The sequence below is a fragment of the Snodgrassella sp. M0351 genome, from assembly GCF_016100575.1.
Classification (GTDB): Bacteria; Pseudomonadota; Gammaproteobacteria; order Burkholderiales; family Neisseriaceae; genus Snodgrassella; species Snodgrassella alvi.
In genome coordinates this window covers 63,531-80,619 of sequence record NZ_JACFSG010000002.1, presented here as the reverse complement: position 1 = coordinate 80,619, position 17,089 = coordinate 63,531, and the positions used below count along the sequence as shown (strand labels likewise).

The window sequence follows — 17,089 nt, the reverse complement described above, 5'->3', positions numbered from 1 at the left end:
CATCTGGGCATCGGCGCTTATAAGATAGCGTATAAACAACAACGACAAGTCAGCATGAATCACTACCCGATTTTTACCCAACTACACCAGCGTAAGGTATTACTGGTGGGTGGCGGCCACGTAGCCGAACGCAAAGCCGGTGCTTTATTAGAAGCTGGTGCGCATCTGCTGGTCGTCGCACAGCAGACTACAGCCAGATTTAAAGAATGGTTTGACCGGCAACAGGCTGAACATATCAGTACCGAATTCAGCCCTGATTTATTAAACGGTATTTTTCTGGTGATTGCCGCAACCAGCGATCATGCGCTTAACCAGCGTATTTTTCAGGCAGCCGAAGCAGCAGCCACTTTCTGCAACTGCGTAGACCAACCTGATTGCTGCTCATTTATTGTCCCGGCACTGATTGACCGCAATCCGATACAGGTAGCGGTAAGCAGCGGCGGTCATGCACCTGTGCTGGCTCGGCTGATTCGTCAGCAAATCGAATTATTACTGCCCTTTTCTATCGGACGGGCAGCGGCGATAGCCGGACGCTGGCGCAAACGAGTCAAAGCCACGCTGCACAACATGAGCGAACGCAGGCGTTTCTGGGAATATCTGTTTGAACACAGCTGTTTTAACCAGTATATTGCCCGTGGTGATGAATCAGCAGCAGAAACATTGCTGCAACAACAACTGACGCAGCATCAGCCTTTGCCACAGGGCGAAGTTACTCTGGTCGGAGCCGGCCCGGGCGATGCCGGTCTGCTGACCCTGCATGCTTTACAGGCGATACAGGCAGCAGATGTGGTGTTATATGATGCACTGGTTTCAGCAGAAGTACTGGATTTGGTTAGGCGTGATGCATTAAAAATCAGTGTAGGCAAACGTTGCGGACACCATCAGGTACAGCAACAGCAAACCAATGAATTACTGGTACAGTGGGCGCAGCAGGGAAAACGTGTTGTGCGTCTGAAAGGCGGTGATCCGTTTATATTTGGTCGTGGCGGAGAAGAATGTGCCATATTGCAGGCTGCTAAGATTCCGTTTCGGGTTATTCCGGGTATCAGTGCCGGTCTGGGGGCAACTGCCTATGCCGGTATTCCGCTAACCCATCGTGATTATGCCCAGAGTGTATTATTTATTACCGGTCATCAGCACCTGGCCGACCAGCCTTATGGCTGGCAGACACTCGCCCGTAACGGGCAGACACTGGTCATTTACATGGGTACGCTGAAAGCGGCTGAAATCAGCAGACAACTCATTAACCACGGACGTGCCGCCGATACACCGGTTGCGATTATCTCTCATGGTACGCTGTCCAGCCAGAGTGTCTTAACCGGCAGGCTGCATCAGCTGGCCGATCTGGCTCAACAGGCTGATACACCGGCTCTGATGGTTATCGGTGAAGTAGTACAGTTACGGGAGCAACTGGCATGGTTTAACCAGACGGATAACCAATCTGTTGTCAGTGAAGCTGCTGCTTAGAAGTTAATCATTTCTCCGGCTGAAAAAACAACACGTTCGCAAACGTGTTGTTTTTTCATTCAGGCAAGTATCAGTCTGCCTGCGCTGCGGTCTGGGCATAATTAGCCAGACCAACTTCTTCAATCAGGTCTAGCTGTGTTCCCAGCCAGTCCAGATACTCTTCATTTACCGCTTTTTGCTGTTCAAGCAAATCACGGGACACAAAATCCAGCTGGCTTTCACATACTGCAATAGCATCAGCCAGTGCCACATGTTTTGCCTGTTCTGCCTGCTGGTCACATTGCAGAATTTCGATGATATTTTCGCCAACCAGAATTTTGCCGTATTCCTGTAAATTAGGCAGTCCTTCTAGCAGCAGAATGCGTTCAATCAGTGCATCCGCACTTTTCATATCGCGAATCGAATGTTTGTATAATGCCTCACCCAGTTCGGCAAAACCCCAGTTACGTAATATCCGTGCATGTAAAAAATACTGATTGATAGATACCAGCAGCAGACCCAGATTTTTATTCAATGCCTGTAAGGCCAGACGATCACCCTGCATATCTTTCTCCTTACAGCTGGCTTTGCAGATAATTCGGCAAACCCATTATTTCAATCTGGCGTAACTGTTGCTCCAACCAGTGGGCATGGTCTTCTTCAGTATCTTTCAGCTGTGTCACCAGAAACTGCCGGGTGACATAGTCCTGTTCCTGCTCACACAGCTTAATTGCATCTTTCAGATTCTGGCGTACACAAAGCTCTGTTGCCAGATCATTTTCAAGCATACTAATCACATCAGTACCGACATTAATTGCATCCGGTACCATTTCCGGTTTGCCATTGAGCATCAGAATACGGTGAATAAACTGGTGAGCATGATCGGTTTCTTCCTGCATCTCATGGTCTATACGCTGAAAAAGCTTCATATAGCCCATATCTTCATACATGCGTGAATGCGCAAAATACTGGTCACGCGCGGCCAGCTCTCCTGCCAGTAACCGGTTTAAACAATCTATTACAACTTTTTTGCCTTCCATGTCTGTTTCCTTTTTGCTCAAAACTCTTCTGCTAATCCGTCCAGACAGGCATGCTCAATCACTAAACAGTCGTCAACAAACCGCCCTGACTCATTTGCCGTCATAGCCTGAACACCATTCATAGAATTTTGTTTATTAATTTATCGTTGCCGGTATCATCAGCAGATTAGGCGATGCACTGACATCGCGCAGTCATTTATACGGGGAAAAATATTCTAAAATAATATCTTTTTTGTCTTGGGTTGCAGACTATTACTAGCCCGCAACCCGACTCCCCTCTAAACAGCTGTATTAACAAAGCAATAAATTCTGCCTAATCATCAATACAACCATTTAGGGTTATCATAACATTAAATTAAATAACTATTTTTAATCTAAATAAGACTAATTTTCATAATAATTTGATAAAATATTCTTTATTTAACAAAATATTAAATAAAAACATTATCTTATAACAATAATGGTTATCACCATCTATTAAGCTGTTAAAAAGAACCTAAAACAGCCATTTAATTTATAAAATATTTATATAATTTAACTTATTTTCACTATTTATTTTTATTTTTACAGCAACATACCTATAATTTTATCAGTTAGTTATCCGCGTAAAACATAATTATTCGCATTTATTATCGGAGCAGAATATACCAATAAAATAAATACTGCTTAGTATCAAAAATTATGAGAATAAAATAATTTGCCTGAAAGAGAGGAAATGTCCGGAACTTCAATATTGAAACAATTATTTAATACAATGCAAATACAGTCAATTAGTAGTTATTTACAGATACAGGGTAATACCTCTGACCAAAACACAAGAATCATACCGGATGGCTTTTGAGAATGATGACTACAGCCTGTCAAATAAATACTGGCTGGCCAGAAGAAAGCAGAAAATCCGTTTGTAAGTAACAAAAAATCCGTACCGGAATTTAAGTTCTCCGGCTGATAAACAATCAGAGCGGAAAAAAATTTCAGTACGGATTAATACAGATTACGGTTTAAAGTACTGGCTTACAGCACAATACCACCAGTTACTCCGTATACCTGTGCTGTCACATAGCTGGATTCTTCAGACATTAAGAAAACATAGGTAGATGCAAGTTCGGCAGGCTGTCCGGCACGACCAAGTACTGATTCACTCTGACCGAATTTCGGAATAGCTTCAGGAGGCTGACCACCGGTAATTTCCAGTGCAGTCCAGATTGGACCCGGAGCCACAGAATTAACCCGGATACCTTTGGCTGCAACCTGTTTAGCCAACGCCTGAGTAAAAGCCACAATTCCGGCTTTAGTAGTGGCATAGTCGACCAGATTCGGGCTAGGCTGATATGCCTGTACAGAGCTAGTCGTCACAATAGTGGCACCGGCTGGCAAGTGCGGCATAGCAGCCTGAATCACCCAGAACAGGGAAAAAATATTCACTTCAAAAGTCTTTTTCAACTGTTCAGTGCTGATATCACAGAAACGCTCTACCGCAGTCTGTTTACCAGCCACTAAAGTCAAACCATCAAGGCCGCCCAGCTCAGTATGAGCTTTTTCAACCAGCTGTTTGCAAAAATGCTCGTCACTCAAATCACCGGGTATGCACACCACCTTACGGCCGGCTTCCTGTGCCAGAGCAGCAACCTGTTTGGCATCCTCTTCTTCAGCTGGCAAATAATTAATGGCCAGATCGGCACCTTCGCGTGCATAAGCGATAGCAGCAGCACGACCAATACCTGAATCGGCACCAGTTACCAGAATTTTACGGCCGTGCAAACGACCATGACCTTCATAGCTTCTTTCACCGCAATCCGGCACCGGATCCATTCTGCTCTGCAAGCCCGGTGCAGGCTGATGCTGTTTAGAAAAATCCTGATGGTAGTACTTGGTTCTTGGATCTTGTAAACCTTCTTGATGCTTCATAATACATCTCCTTGTTTAACAATGCTTTATCCAAAATGGAACAGCTGAACCATCATACGACAGATTAGTACACAACAAAGAAAAGTATCTGTAATTTATGTCAATATTCTAGTTAAAGTTTATTAATCTCAATGGCTTAAAAAAACAATAATCAAACAATGACATCAAGCAGCCATCCGGACAGATTTCAGAATCGGTAAGTATACGAAACACCGGCAATATGCGCATTCGAACGATAATCGGCTTCACCGCGCACATTGCTTGATACATGTGTTCCTTCATCCTGCTGATTCATATGTGTATGCTGAATATGCAGATAAGCATACGATACCGCTACCGTATTCTTTTTATCCACATCATACTTAAATCCGGCACCAAACAGCCAGCGGTTACCATCAGGAATAGTAGACAGACGCGAAGAAGCACTGCGTACTGGCGACTGGTCATAATTCACGCCGAAACGCCACTGCAAATGCGGATTCTGCTGATAGGAAGCACCCACGCCAACCGCATAAGTATCACGCCAGTTTGTGGCAATATGAGTGGTATTCGAAGTAGCACCATGTACCGGATCAATTGCCTTATCATTCTCAAATTTAATATCCAGAGCATGCAGACGTGAAGAACGCGTCCAGCTCACATTACTGAAAACATTCCACTGCGGATTGACCTTCCACATACCGTGTACAGATACTACTTCCGGCGTAGTAATCTGTACCTGTGCACCTTCCAGAGCCTTAAAGCCAAACTGCTCAAACAGCGGAGCATAGTTTTCTGCAAATTTGCCCATAGGTTTCCAGCGCGCAGTACCGTACAAATGCTGATTAATCTTTGAACGATAGCTGACACCAACCCGGACATCATCATTAATGTCCCATAACCAGCCGGCATTAAAACCATAGCCCCAGTCATTACCCTTGACTGTTGCGCGTGCATCAAATGCGCCCGGCGCTTTCTGATGTAATACAGATTGCGGTATTCCCGACTGTGCACTGCCTACCGGCGTAAAATCCGCATATTTCTGTACTTCTGCATGCAGGTATTGCGCAATCAGCCCCACACCCAGTGAATGTCTGTCATTAATTTTATAGGCAACAGCCGGATTAATATTCAATGCCTTTACATTGGTTTTATTTACGTTATAGCGCAATACTGAATCAGAACTGTCATTGGTTCTGGCCGCATACGGAATATATACCCCAAGTCCCATACCCCATCTGTCGTTCAAGCGATGGGAAAAATACAGCTGCGGCACCAGTTGCGCGGTATTGGCAATATTGCCATGCTCAGGCCCTTGTACAGCCGCACCGTCTGAAAATGTCCCACGGGCATTACGATATTTAATATCAGGTTTAATCACAAACAGATTAGTATCAAGCTGGGTGCCATCCAGATACGTCAATCCGGCAGGATTATTGACAATTGTTGCCGCATCAGCCACTTCAGCAGCAGCTGCATTACCGGTTCCAACAGCTGTTACCGACTGTAATCCCAAATGATATCCTGAAGCATATACAGGAGAAACAACTACCGCAGTACTGATTAACACCGCACTTATTTTCATCACAACTGGCAAATGTCTTGTCATTGTGTTTTTTCTCAAACGCATAAAATAAAAAAAGACCTTAATTAAAGGTCAGAAAATAAATAAAAATATTCAGTAAAATTTCAAATTAGCAAAATTTGAGTGTTTATTCTAACTTAAAAAGATAAATAATGCTGATAGATAATCTTTACAATTATTCAAATAGATTAAATTTTTTATAATTGGATACAATTAATTTTCATTCAAATTGCATAAAAAATGCAAATAAAAATTATTATTTTTCAAAGATATAATATTACCGATATCAGAGATATGCACTGATTAAAACCGGACAGACAAACAAAAGAACTAAACGCATAATAAATTAAATAACAACAAAATTGTATTATTCAGAATGAATTTGAAACATATTTGCCCGATATCATGTTCAGTTTGCTTATACATGACTGGCCATTATTTCTGGCTGGTAAGCAAACCACAGATAAACAGATAACTAATGATTACCTGAAAATGAATACCATCCATTCCGCTGTGCCTCACACCAGCGTTTCATTATTCTGCCGTCAACATTTGCCCGATTTTGCAATTATTAATTATTTTTTATATAGCAGTTTCAGCATTTATTAGCAAAAATATCCGGCTACCAGCCATTTACAGTGACCAGTGCCAGTGGTTACACTGTCGTATTATTGATTTCCACGGCAGCATAACAATGTTTCAACGTTTGAAACGTACCTGGCCACTATTACTGTTATGGCTGGATCTGATTTACAGTTTCATACTGAATATTGTTGCCAGTATTTCAATGGAACAGACGCCAGTACCGCGCAACAGCTTGCCGGTATCTCCGGATATTGCCTTTAGCTGGTTACAGGTAATCGCCAACGGCGGTATGGTATTCATTCTCAGTCTGGCTTTCCGTACCCTGCTACAGTTAAACCGCGCAGTACAGCAACAGCAGATATGGCCGCTGACATTGCTCAGAACAGCTGCGCTGCTGATTGTACTTGCATTTAGTTTACCTGCATGGTGGCAATGGTCATGGGCATTATGGTCACTTGCACACGGACAGCTGGTTATAGACTGGCATAATCTGCATTACCTCATCGTTTCCATACTGTTACTTTATCCTGCCCCCCTGTGTCTGCGTTTACTCTGGATCCGCAGCCGGCAGCAGCACAGCAAAGCTGACACCGGCAGCTCTGCTGAATCTGAAAACATCCAGCCACCAACCTGATTATTCACTACCGTCTTAAGCAAATACTGGCTGCAGACCAAATAGGGTAAAATATGCGCCGGAAATACAGTTGCGGACTTAATTTGCATGAACACACAATCCATTACCGCCTTACTTAACAAAATATCCATTCCGGACAGTAACCGTACACTGGGCAGTGAAAAAGCCCTGAGTAATGTTACCGTCGCCAGTGACGGCATTCATCTGGATCTTACTTTTCCCTATCCAGTTGCCCATCTGATTGACGAACTGCAACAGCGTATTGATCAGGCCATTACCACTGAATTCGGTGACACACCATTATTTGTTCAGGTACAACTGGCGATAGGCAAACATAAAGTGCAGCCCGGTGTGCAAACCATTGCCGGCGTCAAAAATATTATTGCGATTGCCTCAGGTAAAGGCGGTGTGGGCAAATCGACTACCAGTGCTAATCTGGCAATTGCCCTGAGCCGCATGGGTGCCCGTGTCGGCGTCCTTGATGCTGATATTTACGGCCCCAGCCAGCCTACCATGCTCGGTGTCGCCGGCCTTGAACCGCGTCAGCATCAAGATAAACTGATTCCGGTCATGGCTGCCGGTGAAATTCAAGTGATGTCCGTTGGTTTTCTGGTTGATACTGATCAGGCAGTTATCTGGCGCGGCCCGATGGTTAGTCAGGCTTTACAGCAGCTTCTGTTTCAGAGCCAGTGGGATGATGTCGATTATCTGATTATCGACTTACCCCCCGGCACAGGCGATATCCAGCTGACACTGGCACAGAAAATTCCGGTTACCGGTGCGGTTGTAGTGACGACACCGCAGGATATTGCACTGATTGATGCGCGCAAAGCAGTCAATATGTTCCAGAAAGTCAATATTCCCATTTTTGGCGTACTTGAAAATATGTCGGTGCATATCTGCTCTAACTGCGGCCATACCGAATCTATTTTCGGACAGAATGGCGGTAAACAGCTTGCTGATAAACTCGGTGTTCCCCTGCTGGGTCAGCTACCGTTAACACTGGCTGTACGTGAGGCCATGGATAACGGTACCGCCGGCATACTGGCAGAGCAGCAGCCGCAAATAGCCGGCTTGTATGAACAGGCTGCATGGCAACTGGTGCAGGCACTGGCAGATCAGGGCAAAGACTATAGCCGGCGTTTCCCCAAAATTGTGGTCGAATAAACCTGCACAGCCAAATACATTTACCGAACCATGCGATAATATTCACAACGGTTGTGACTGCACGGCCGTTTTAACAGCCTGTCTGCATCCGGCGCAGCCGTCAGACACAGCAAATTGAATTTAACCTGTTGTAACCAATGACACCCTTGGTGATGCCATTTTATGAACACACCGTTTTGGCCGTTACTGGCCTTGCTTGCCGATGGTCTGGCACATGAAGTCCAGACACTGGCAGGCATTCTGAATAAAAAAATACCGCAGCTCAATGCAGCATGGCAGGATATGCCTGCCCATATCCAGAATCTGCTGCGTCAGCGTAATGGTGTCTGGCAGCTAACTAAAACTCTGGCATTAATACCGGAACACATCTTCAATACCAGTGCCCGTCAGTACGGGTTTAATCCGCAGCTGCTGGAGCAGACCACATCGACCAACAGCGTCCTACTGGAGCAATTGCGCTATGCACCGGCAAATACAGCGCCGCAAATCTGTCTGGCTTATGAGCAGACTGCCGGGCGCGGACGTCAGGGCAAATCATGGCAAAACCGCATCGGCGACTGCCTTATGTTCAGCCTGAGCTGGTCATTTAAGCGGCCTCAGGCAGAGCTTGGCGGTCTAGCACTGGTAGTAGCACTGGCTGTCGCACAAACTTTACGCGAACTCGGTGTAGCGGCACAAATTAAATGGCCGAATGATCTGATGCTGGATAAAAACAAACTTGGCGGCATCCTGATTGAAACCATAGCGCAACAGAATCAGACTACTGCTGTTATCGGTATCGGCATCAATTTCAGCCTGCCCGATCAGGTAGGCACAGCCACAGCTATTCTGTCCCTTCTGCCACATGCACAGGTAACACAGATTTTTCAGGGTATTCTGGCTAAACTGATACAATATCTGCCGCGGTTTGACCAAACCGGACTAGATTCATTTCTTAATGATTACAACCAGCTGCATCGAGATCAGGGACAAATAGTCCATCTCTTGGCCAACGGCAAGACCATTGCCGAAGGTATCGTTAACGGGATTGCAGCATCGGGGGCTTTATTGCTGCAAACTGCCGACGGAGAACGCAGTTTTGTCACCGGTGAAATCAGTTTGCGCCCGGGGACTGCACAGAATCAGGTAAAAGCCAATGACAGAAAACGTTACCTGCTACTGGATGCCGGCAACAGCAAACTCAAATGGGCATGGGTAGAAAACGGCTGCATACTGGCTTATGGCAAAGCAGCCTACTACGACCTGCAACCCCTGATTCAGGACTGGAACAAACAAGGAGCCGGCGTACAGCGTATTATCGGCTGTGCTGTCTGCGGAGAAGCCCGCCAGCAGCAAATCGCTGGTATTCTGCCTCTGCCAGTACAGTGGCTGCCTTCCATGCCGGAAGCACTCGGCATCTCCAATCATTACCGCAATCCGGCCGAACATGGTGCCGACCGCTGGTTTAACCTCATTGGCAGCCGGCGCTACAGCCGTCAGGCCTGTGTCGTGGTCAGCTGTGGTACAGCCGTCACAGTAGATGCCCTTACCGACACCAACCATTATCTTGGTGGCAGTATCCTGCCGGGTTTTTATTTAATGAAAGAGGCATTATCCCGACGCACCGCCAATCTTAACCGGCCGCTGGGCAAACCATACGCTTTTGCCACCACCACCCCGAATGCCATGGCCAGCGGCATTATGGACGCAGTCTGCGGGGCTATTGTGCTGATGCATGCGCGCCTGCAACAGAAAATCGGTGCCGGCAAACCTGTCGACATTATTATTACCGGCGGTGGTGCCAATAAAGTGGCTCAGGCACTCCCTAATACATTTGTCTTAGACAACCGCATTGAAATTGTGGATAATTTAGTGATTTACGGTTTACTAAACTGGGTTGAATACGCATGAAATGGCTGTTTGCAATTTTGGTAGCACTCAATATCATTGTTTTCGGCAGCATGATAGCAGGGAAACTGGTACATAGTAATTCTGGTGCACCTGCTGCAGCCAGTGCGGCCAGCCCTGAAACAGAAGCTGTTGCACCCGCCAGTCCTGACATCAGTGTACGGCAGGCAACAGAAACTGAAACTGTTGCCGGCAGTAATATAACAGCAGCTAAAGCTGCCAGCAAAACAGAAACTACTGCTGCGCCCAAAACAACTACTGCCGCTACTACTACTGCTTCCGACAACACTGACAAACAGCCTGCTGCTCCGGCCAATACCTGTACTGCCACTGTTACCCTGCCGGAAGACGATTTTCATCGTATCAAAGGCCTGCTTACTCACTGGCCGTTTACCACCAGCCGCTTTATAGAACAGGTCAGCGCTCCGGCCAAAACCCGTCAGACAGCTGCTCCTACCCGCTACATGGTTGCCCTCTCTTCCGGTAATGACAGCAGTATACGTGCCCGTCTGCAGGAACAGGGATTTGACTACGGTGTTAATCAGGGTAAAGTCAGCCTTGGCGTATTTAACCGCCGGGAAGATGCAGAAGGCTTGATGGCGCGAGCCAAAATGCAGGGATTCAGTGACGCCTTTATCACCACATTGGGCGGTAGCAGCGACAGTGACAGCCAGTCATCCGGCAGTTCCGCTACCAGCATTGCCAAAATGCGCGTTGTATTCAGTGGTGTAGACAACTCAGCTATGCAGGACATCAACGCCATTACCGGTCGTTACGGCCGGATGCAGCGTAGTGGTAAATGTCATTAAGCCGGCACCTATCCGCTTAAATATTCATGAGTACCCGTGCAGTTATCCTGAAAAACATATCCGCTAATCTGCTGCTGCAACTGATAACTGCACTGGGCGGATTCATCCTGCCGCCGTTAATTGTTGTAACCTATGGTTCAGCAACCAACGGTATGCTGGCCTCTATCAAACAGTTTATTGCCTACCTGACTTTACTGGAGGCTGGTATCGGTGCAGCTGCCGTCGTAGCCCTTTATCAGGCGCTAACAGCACAGGATAACCAGCTGCGTAACCGCATTCTCGCAGCCGCCCATCACTTTTACCGCATCTCCGGCTGGCTGTTTGCCATCGCATTACTGATACTCGCTATCCTGTTTGCCTGGCTTACCCACACCGAAATCAGTGCCAGCCTTACCTTTTACATGGTACTGATAATGGGTGCCGTGAATATTCTGGATTTTTTCTTTTTCGGCAGCTACCGTGCCTTACTTACTGCCGACCAGAAAACCTATATCATCTCCGCCATTCAGGCTGGCAGCATCTTCGTTAACATCGTCGTATGCTACTGGCTGATCCGTAACGGCTATAGTATTCTGACTGTTCAGTTTATCTCTACCCTGATACAGGCGAGTAAATTTCTGTTGTACCGTCACTATGTAAAACACCACTATCACAATCTGAACCAGCATTACGACAAACATAACGCGTATAAGCTGCAACAAACATGGGATGCCCTAACCCATCAGCTAACCGGTCTGCTGATATTCAGCTCACCGCTGGTACTGATTACTTTTTTCCTGTCACTGAAAGACGCCAGCATCTACGCCGTTTATGCGCTGATTTTCGGCGCCATCAAAATGGCCTTGCAATCACTGTCACAAGGCATGCAGGCTATTTTTGGTCATAGCCTTACCACAGATATCCAGCGCACCCGCCAGAATTTCTGCCGCTATAATCGTCTCTTTATGTGCTTTCTGGGCTGGGTCTATACATGCACCGGCCTGTTGCTGGCGCCCTTTATTCAGCTTTATACCCGTAATATGACCGATGCCAACTACCATCAGCCCGTGCTGGCTGCCCTGTTTTTACTGGTGGGCATTATTGAAAACAGCCGTATTCCGAGTATGACCATGATTATGGCAGCCGGTCGTTACAAAGACACCAAACCACAGGCACTGATCGAAGCTGCTCTGAACATTACCTGCTCAGTATGCTTTATACAGATATGGGGCAGTGCCGGCATTTTACTTGCGACACTGATATCATTTCTTTACCGCAGCAGTGAAATGGTGCATTACACCAGCAAACACATTCTGTCCCTGCCCTGCACCCGTGCCTATCTGCTGTGGCTGACAGTTTTTGCTACCATCGCCATTATCCTCACTATTGGCTGGCATCCGGTAAACAGCATCAGTGTACATACCTTTATCGATTGGATTAAACTTGGCTTTATTGCCGGTCTGAGCACCGCCATACCCTTTGGCATCCTGTTAATTCTGATTTATCGCCGGCCTGCCCAATGATACCCAAACTGATTCACTATTGCTGGTTCGGACCTCAGCCACTGCCTGCCGCCACCCGACAATATATTGCCAGCTGGCGCCAGTTTCTGCCCGATTACCAGATTCAGCTGTGGAACGAACACAATTTTGACTATCAGGCTAACGCTTACACCCGTTTAGCCTATGCTGCCGGTAAATATGCTTTTGTAGCCGATGTCTGCCGTATTCAGGCACTTTATCAGCATGGCGGCATCTATCTGGATACCGATGTACAGATGATTGCATCATTCGACCCGTTTCTGCACCATCACTGCTTCACCGGTTTCGAACAAGGCATGAATCCCTATACTCGCGAGCTTACCTGTAACCCTCAGGCTGGCGTAATGGGTTGTGAAGCCGGAAGCATTCTTATGCAGGATATCTGGCAACAGTATCAGAATCTTGAATTCAACCCGCAGCAGCTTATTACTATCAACCAGTTATTTAAACAAATATACCAAAAGCATGGAATTATCCTTAACGATCAGCGACAGGAAATTCCCGGCTATGTCTGCGTTTATCCAAGTGATTACTTCATGGCCAAAAATGCCTATACCCATGAACTGAACCGTACTGCTAATACTGTCTGCATTCATCACTACGACGGTACATGGCTTAATGACAGTAAAGGCGTCAACCAGCTCAAACGCAGAATCCTAAACACTCTGCGTACTACACTTGGCGCCCGTAACAGCCAAAAACTGATAGCGCTGCTCAAACGGAAAAACCGATGAACACCAGTACTGACAATACCCCGATTGATTTTGTTCTGCCATGGGTAGACAACAGCGATCCGGACTGGCTGGCTGCAAAAAACCACTATCAGCCACAGCATCAGGGACACAGTGACGCGACCAGTAATAACCGTTATCAGGATTTCGGCACCCTGCGTTATGTGCTGCGCTCCATTGAAAAAAACTGCCCGTGGTATCACAAAATTTACCTGATAACCGCCGATCAGCAGCCACCATGGCTGAAAACTAACCATCCGAAAATCGAAATTGTCAGCCACCGGCAACTGTTTATCCGCCCGCAGAATCTGCCAGTATTCAACTCCTCAGCCATCGAAATGAATCTGGTTAACCTTAAAGGCCTGAGTGAACAATTTGTTTATCTTAACGACGACACCGTTATTCTGCGTCCTGTCCCGCGTGAGCGGCTGTTTCAGCACGGGCTGCCGGTAGACTTTCTCTGTCATGGCTGGCTAAAGCGCGGCAGCCTGTTTCGCCGTCTGCGCGGCCGCAACAGCTGGGTAGATGCACTGAATAACAATATTGCCCTAATTAACCGCCTGTATCAGCCGGCCTCACTGAATAAACAGCAATTATTTGCCCATAGCTACAGTTTGCGTGAAAAATTCAGCAATTTCCTGCTCAAATACCTTTACCGCCATTATTTCTGGTTTGCTCACTGGCATCTGCCCCAGCCTTACACCCGCAGTACCCTGCAACAGGTTTATCAGCACTTCGAACCGGAAATACTTGCCAGCACCGCAAACCGCTTCCGCGCCGGTAACGACCTCACCATCTACCTCAATCGCTACTGGCAACTCGCCAGCGGTGCATTCATACCCCAAAAACACAACGACGGCTTCGTGCGCAACATCAGCAACATCACCGAGCTGAATAACGCTATCCATTATCTGCATCACCACCCGGAAATCCGTTTTGTCTGTCTCAACGATACCTGCACCAGCAACAACAGCACCGAACTGGCACAACTGCACGCTGCTCAAAGTGCATTTTACGAGCACTACCTGCCCGATCCGGCCTCATTTGAGCAAAACAGCCAGCAGCCATCATCACAGTATAAATAGATATAAATGTAAAAAAATCAGCAACTATCTTTGATGTAACAGCATAAACCTGCACCCGCCGTCATCCGGGAGGCACCTGCCTGCATTGTTGCGATATAATAAACAAATCTTGACAAACCATTAGCATAGGCATCCATCACTGCCACAACCATGAAAACGCGCCCTTTTTCTGTTCTGCTTTCCTTATATGCACAGGAACAACCCGACTGGCTCAGCGCCTGTCTGGAAAGCCTGTGTACGCAGAGCATACAGGCCGACGAAATCATCATGGTACTGGATGGTGCCATAGGTACTGAACTGCATAGCGTACTGAACAGCTATCAGACCCGGCTGCCTCTGAAAATCGTCCCCTTGCCGCAGCATGTCGGTCTCGGACATGCCCTTAATGCCGGACTGGAACACTGCCGGCATGAATGGATCATGCGCATGGATACTGACGACATCTGCGCACCCGGACGGTTTGAATACCAGTGGGCATATATCCTGGAAAACCCCGATATCGCCCTGTTCAGCGGGCAGATAGCTGAATTCAGCACAACCCCGGAACTAAGCGGCACAGTCAGGCAGGTACCTCTTACAGACAGTGCCATCCGCCATTATGCTCAGTGGCGCAACCCGATTAATCACATGGCTGCGGCCTACCGCAAAAGTGCGGTACAGGCAGTAGGCGGCTATCAGCATCACCAGTGGATGGAAGATTACAACCTGTGGCTGCGCCTGCTGGCGGCCGGCTATCAGGCAGCAAACCTGCCGGAAACCCTCGTGTATGCCCGTGCCGGTCACAACATGCATGCCCGCCGGCGCGGTCTGCGCTACCTTCGCAGCGAATGGCAGCTGCTGCGTCTAAAACACCGCCTCAAAAGCCAGCCATTGCTGCCGGCACTAAGCTGTTTTGCCCTGCGCGGCAGCAGCCGTCTGCTGCCGACCAGCCTGCTGGGCAACCTCTACCAACATTTGCGTTTGAACAAATAAAAAACAATTATGCGAAGTTTACTGTCCTATAAAAGCCGTCTTTTCTTCGGAACCCTGCTGGTAATGCTACTGCCACTGGCCATCATGGAGCCTATTAAAGGCTTTGCTCAGGGACGTGCTGCTTTCATCACCAGCATAATTCTTGCCGGTATTGCCCATATTCTGACAACCAAATCTTTATCCGTATTCAGCAACTTTCCTGGCAGAAAATCCGCAGTAATTGCTTTGCCGCATGCTTTCTTCTGGTTTTTCGGTATGTGGATGACGGCCAAATTCTTTAACCTGCCCTATACCGTATGGTTTTTATTCATGGCAGGCTGTCTGTCCCTGTTTCTGTGTATTTCTTATATCTATTACCGCAACAAATTCATAACAACCTACGCATACCTGCCCTACGGACGTGCCAGCAACGCCGACCAGCTTCCCAATGTCAACTGGATAAAATTAACCAGCCCCTGCCTGCCTGAGAGCTCTGTCATTAACGGCATTGTTGCCGACCTGCACGAACCTGAGCTCGACAACCACTGGCAGAAATTTCTTGCTCGGCAAACCCTCAATGGCATGCCTGTCTACAATATTCGTCAGGTAGAAGAATTTCTTACCGGACGGGTTAAAATTCATCACCTATATGAAAATGATCTTGGTTCTTTGCTGCCTTCACCAACCTATGTATTAATTAAACGCGTATTCGACATCGTTCTTATCCTGCTATCTGCCCCTGTTACCCTGCCGGTAATGCTTATTACTGCCATTGCCATCAAACTTGAAAGCCCGGGTAACATCCTGTTCCGGCAAAACCGTGTAGGGCGCAGCGGCAAAGAATTCTGTATTTATAAATTTCGCAGCATGTGCAGCGATTCAGAGAAAAACGGTGCCCGCATGGCGCAACTTGGGGATGCCCGCGTCACCCGTATCGGACACATCATCCGCAAAACCCGCATCGACGAACTGCCGCAGTTCTGGAACATCCTGAAAGGTGACATGAGCCTGATTGGTCCCCGCCCCGAGCAAAAAGTATTTGTCGACCAGTTTATTCAGGAAATTCCCTTTTATGATTACCGCCACATTGTCAAACCCGGTATTTCCGGCTGGGCGCAAGTTACTCAGGGCTACGCTGCCGACACCGAACAAACCCAGATAAAAATCGAACATGATTTTTACTACATCAAACATTTTTCCTTCTCACTCGATATACTTATATTCTTCAAAACTCTCAAAACCATGCTCACCGGCTTCGGCGCACGCTAACCCAGCCATCCCCATACAAAACGCTACCAGTAAAACCTTACCGGTAGCGTTGCAACACACAAACAGAAACCCATAAATCCAACAAAAAGCAAACCATGAACATCAGAACAGCCAAGCAGTAATACTCATAACATCGCTTAAACTTCTGTTTTCCGCCATTTTCTATAATCTATTCAATTCCTTTAATTACATACCAATCAAAATCTGCCTGCACTGCGCATCCATATACACGTATCCAAAAATAATAATCACATCCATTGCCGAATCGAACATCAATCTATAGCAATTAGCGCATAACATGCCGCAACCAAATCTATGCATAACCAATTATCAAAACCCAATATTATTCATATATAAATATTTATTCTCCATATATAACATATCCTGACAATATAATTATTTCACAAACCTTATTTAGTCATTAACGATTATTAAATAACAGAAAATTTAAACACCAAACAACATTCAACCATTCCCTGAATGTAAATAACAT

At 46.7% G+C, this 17,089-nt stretch carries 14 protein-coding genes; 10 read left to right on the top strand and 4 right to left on the bottom strand.

Annotated features, from left to right (window positions below; genetic code table 11):
- The first annotated feature begins 54 nt into the window (after positions 1-54).
- A complete protein-coding gene (gene cysG, locus H3V01_RS08055; RefSeq protein WP_198186628.1) occupies positions 55-1,467 on the top strand; it encodes a siroheme synthase CysG in 1,413 nt (470 codons plus the stop codon).
- Positions 1,468-1,537: 70 nt separating this feature from the next.
- Here cysG and bfr (H3V01_RS08050) read toward each other — a convergent pair whose 3' ends face one another.
- The 4 genes from bfr (H3V01_RS08050) to H3V01_RS08035 all read right to left on the bottom strand — a co-directional run bounded on the left by bfr (H3V01_RS08050) (position 1,538) and on the right by H3V01_RS08035 (position 5,982).
- A complete protein-coding gene (gene bfr / locus H3V01_RS08050) occupies positions 1,538-2,011 on the bottom strand; it encodes a bacterioferritin (RefSeq protein WP_025331757.1) in 474 nt (157 codons plus the stop codon).
- Between the two features lie 10 nt (positions 2,012-2,021).
- Positions 2,022-2,486 carry a bacterioferritin gene (bfr, locus tag H3V01_RS08045; protein WP_084554575.1) on the bottom strand — a complete coding sequence of 155 codons (465 nt, stop codon included), beginning with the start codon at positions 2,484-2,486 and terminating at the stop codon, positions 2,022-2,024.
- 1,014 nt (positions 2,487-3,500) lie between these two features.
- Positions 3,501-4,394: an SDR family oxidoreductase gene (locus tag H3V01_RS08040; protein WP_084551662.1), complete on the bottom strand. Its 894-nt coding sequence runs from the start codon at positions 4,392-4,394 to the stop codon at positions 3,501-3,503.
- Between the two features lie 187 nt (positions 4,395-4,581).
- Complete coding sequence (locus tag H3V01_RS08035; protein WP_198186502.1) at positions 4,582-5,982, bottom strand: OmpP1/FadL family transporter; 1,401 nt, start codon at positions 5,980-5,982, stop codon at positions 4,582-4,584.
- A 670-nt stretch (positions 5,983-6,652) separates the two neighbouring features.
- On the opposite strand from H3V01_RS08035, the gene H3V01_RS08030 reads away from it, so the two are divergent.
- The 9 genes from H3V01_RS08030 (at position 6,653) to H3V01_RS07990 (ending at position 16,596) form a co-directional block, all read left to right on the top strand.
- A complete protein-coding gene (locus H3V01_RS08030) occupies positions 6,653-7,177 on the top strand; it encodes a hypothetical protein (protein ID WP_198186501.1) in 525 nt (174 codons plus the stop codon).
- Between the two features lie 87 nt (positions 7,178-7,264).
- The gene (gene apbC / locus H3V01_RS08025; RefSeq protein ID WP_198186500.1) at positions 7,265-8,344 is read left to right on the top strand and encodes an iron-sulfur cluster carrier protein ApbC; all 1,080 of its coding nucleotides are present in this window, start codon (positions 7,265-7,267) and stop codon (positions 8,342-8,344) included.
- A gap of 162 nt (positions 8,345-8,506) precedes the next feature.
- A complete protein-coding gene (locus H3V01_RS08020; RefSeq protein WP_198186499.1) occupies positions 8,507-10,234 on the top strand; it encodes a biotin--[acetyl-CoA-carboxylase] ligase in 1,728 nt (575 codons plus the stop codon).
- Complete coding sequence (locus tag H3V01_RS08015; RefSeq protein WP_198186498.1) at positions 10,231-11,040, top strand: hypothetical protein; 810 nt, start codon at positions 10,231-10,233, stop codon at positions 11,038-11,040. Before H3V01_RS08020 ends, H3V01_RS08015 begins: the two co-directional genes overlap by 4 nt.
- 26 nt (positions 11,041-11,066) lie before the next feature.
- Positions 11,067-12,542 carry a lipopolysaccharide biosynthesis protein gene (locus H3V01_RS08010; RefSeq protein WP_198186497.1) on the top strand — a complete coding sequence of 492 codons (1,476 nt, stop codon included), beginning with the start codon at positions 11,067-11,069 and terminating at the stop codon, positions 12,540-12,542.
- Complete coding sequence (locus H3V01_RS08005) at positions 12,539-13,294, top strand: glycosyltransferase family 32 protein (protein ID WP_198186496.1); 756 nt, start codon at positions 12,539-12,541, stop codon at positions 13,292-13,294. The genes H3V01_RS08010 and H3V01_RS08005 overlap by 4 nt, the downstream gene beginning before the upstream one ends.
- Positions 13,291-14,376 carry a stealth family protein gene (locus tag H3V01_RS08000; RefSeq protein ID WP_078475216.1) on the top strand — a complete coding sequence of 362 codons (1,086 nt, stop codon included), beginning with the start codon at positions 13,291-13,293 and terminating at the stop codon, positions 14,374-14,376. The genes H3V01_RS08005 and H3V01_RS08000 overlap by 4 nt, the downstream gene beginning before the upstream one ends.
- A gap of 150 nt (positions 14,377-14,526) precedes the next feature.
- Entirely contained in the window at positions 14,527-15,348 is an 822-nt protein-coding gene (locus H3V01_RS07995) for a glycosyltransferase (protein ID WP_078475217.1), read from the top strand.
- A gap of 9 nt (positions 15,349-15,357) precedes the next feature.
- Entirely contained in the window at positions 15,358-16,596 is a 1,239-nt protein-coding gene (locus tag H3V01_RS07990; protein WP_078475218.1) for a sugar transferase, read from the top strand.
- The last annotated feature ends 493 nt before the right edge of the window (positions 16,597-17,089 follow it).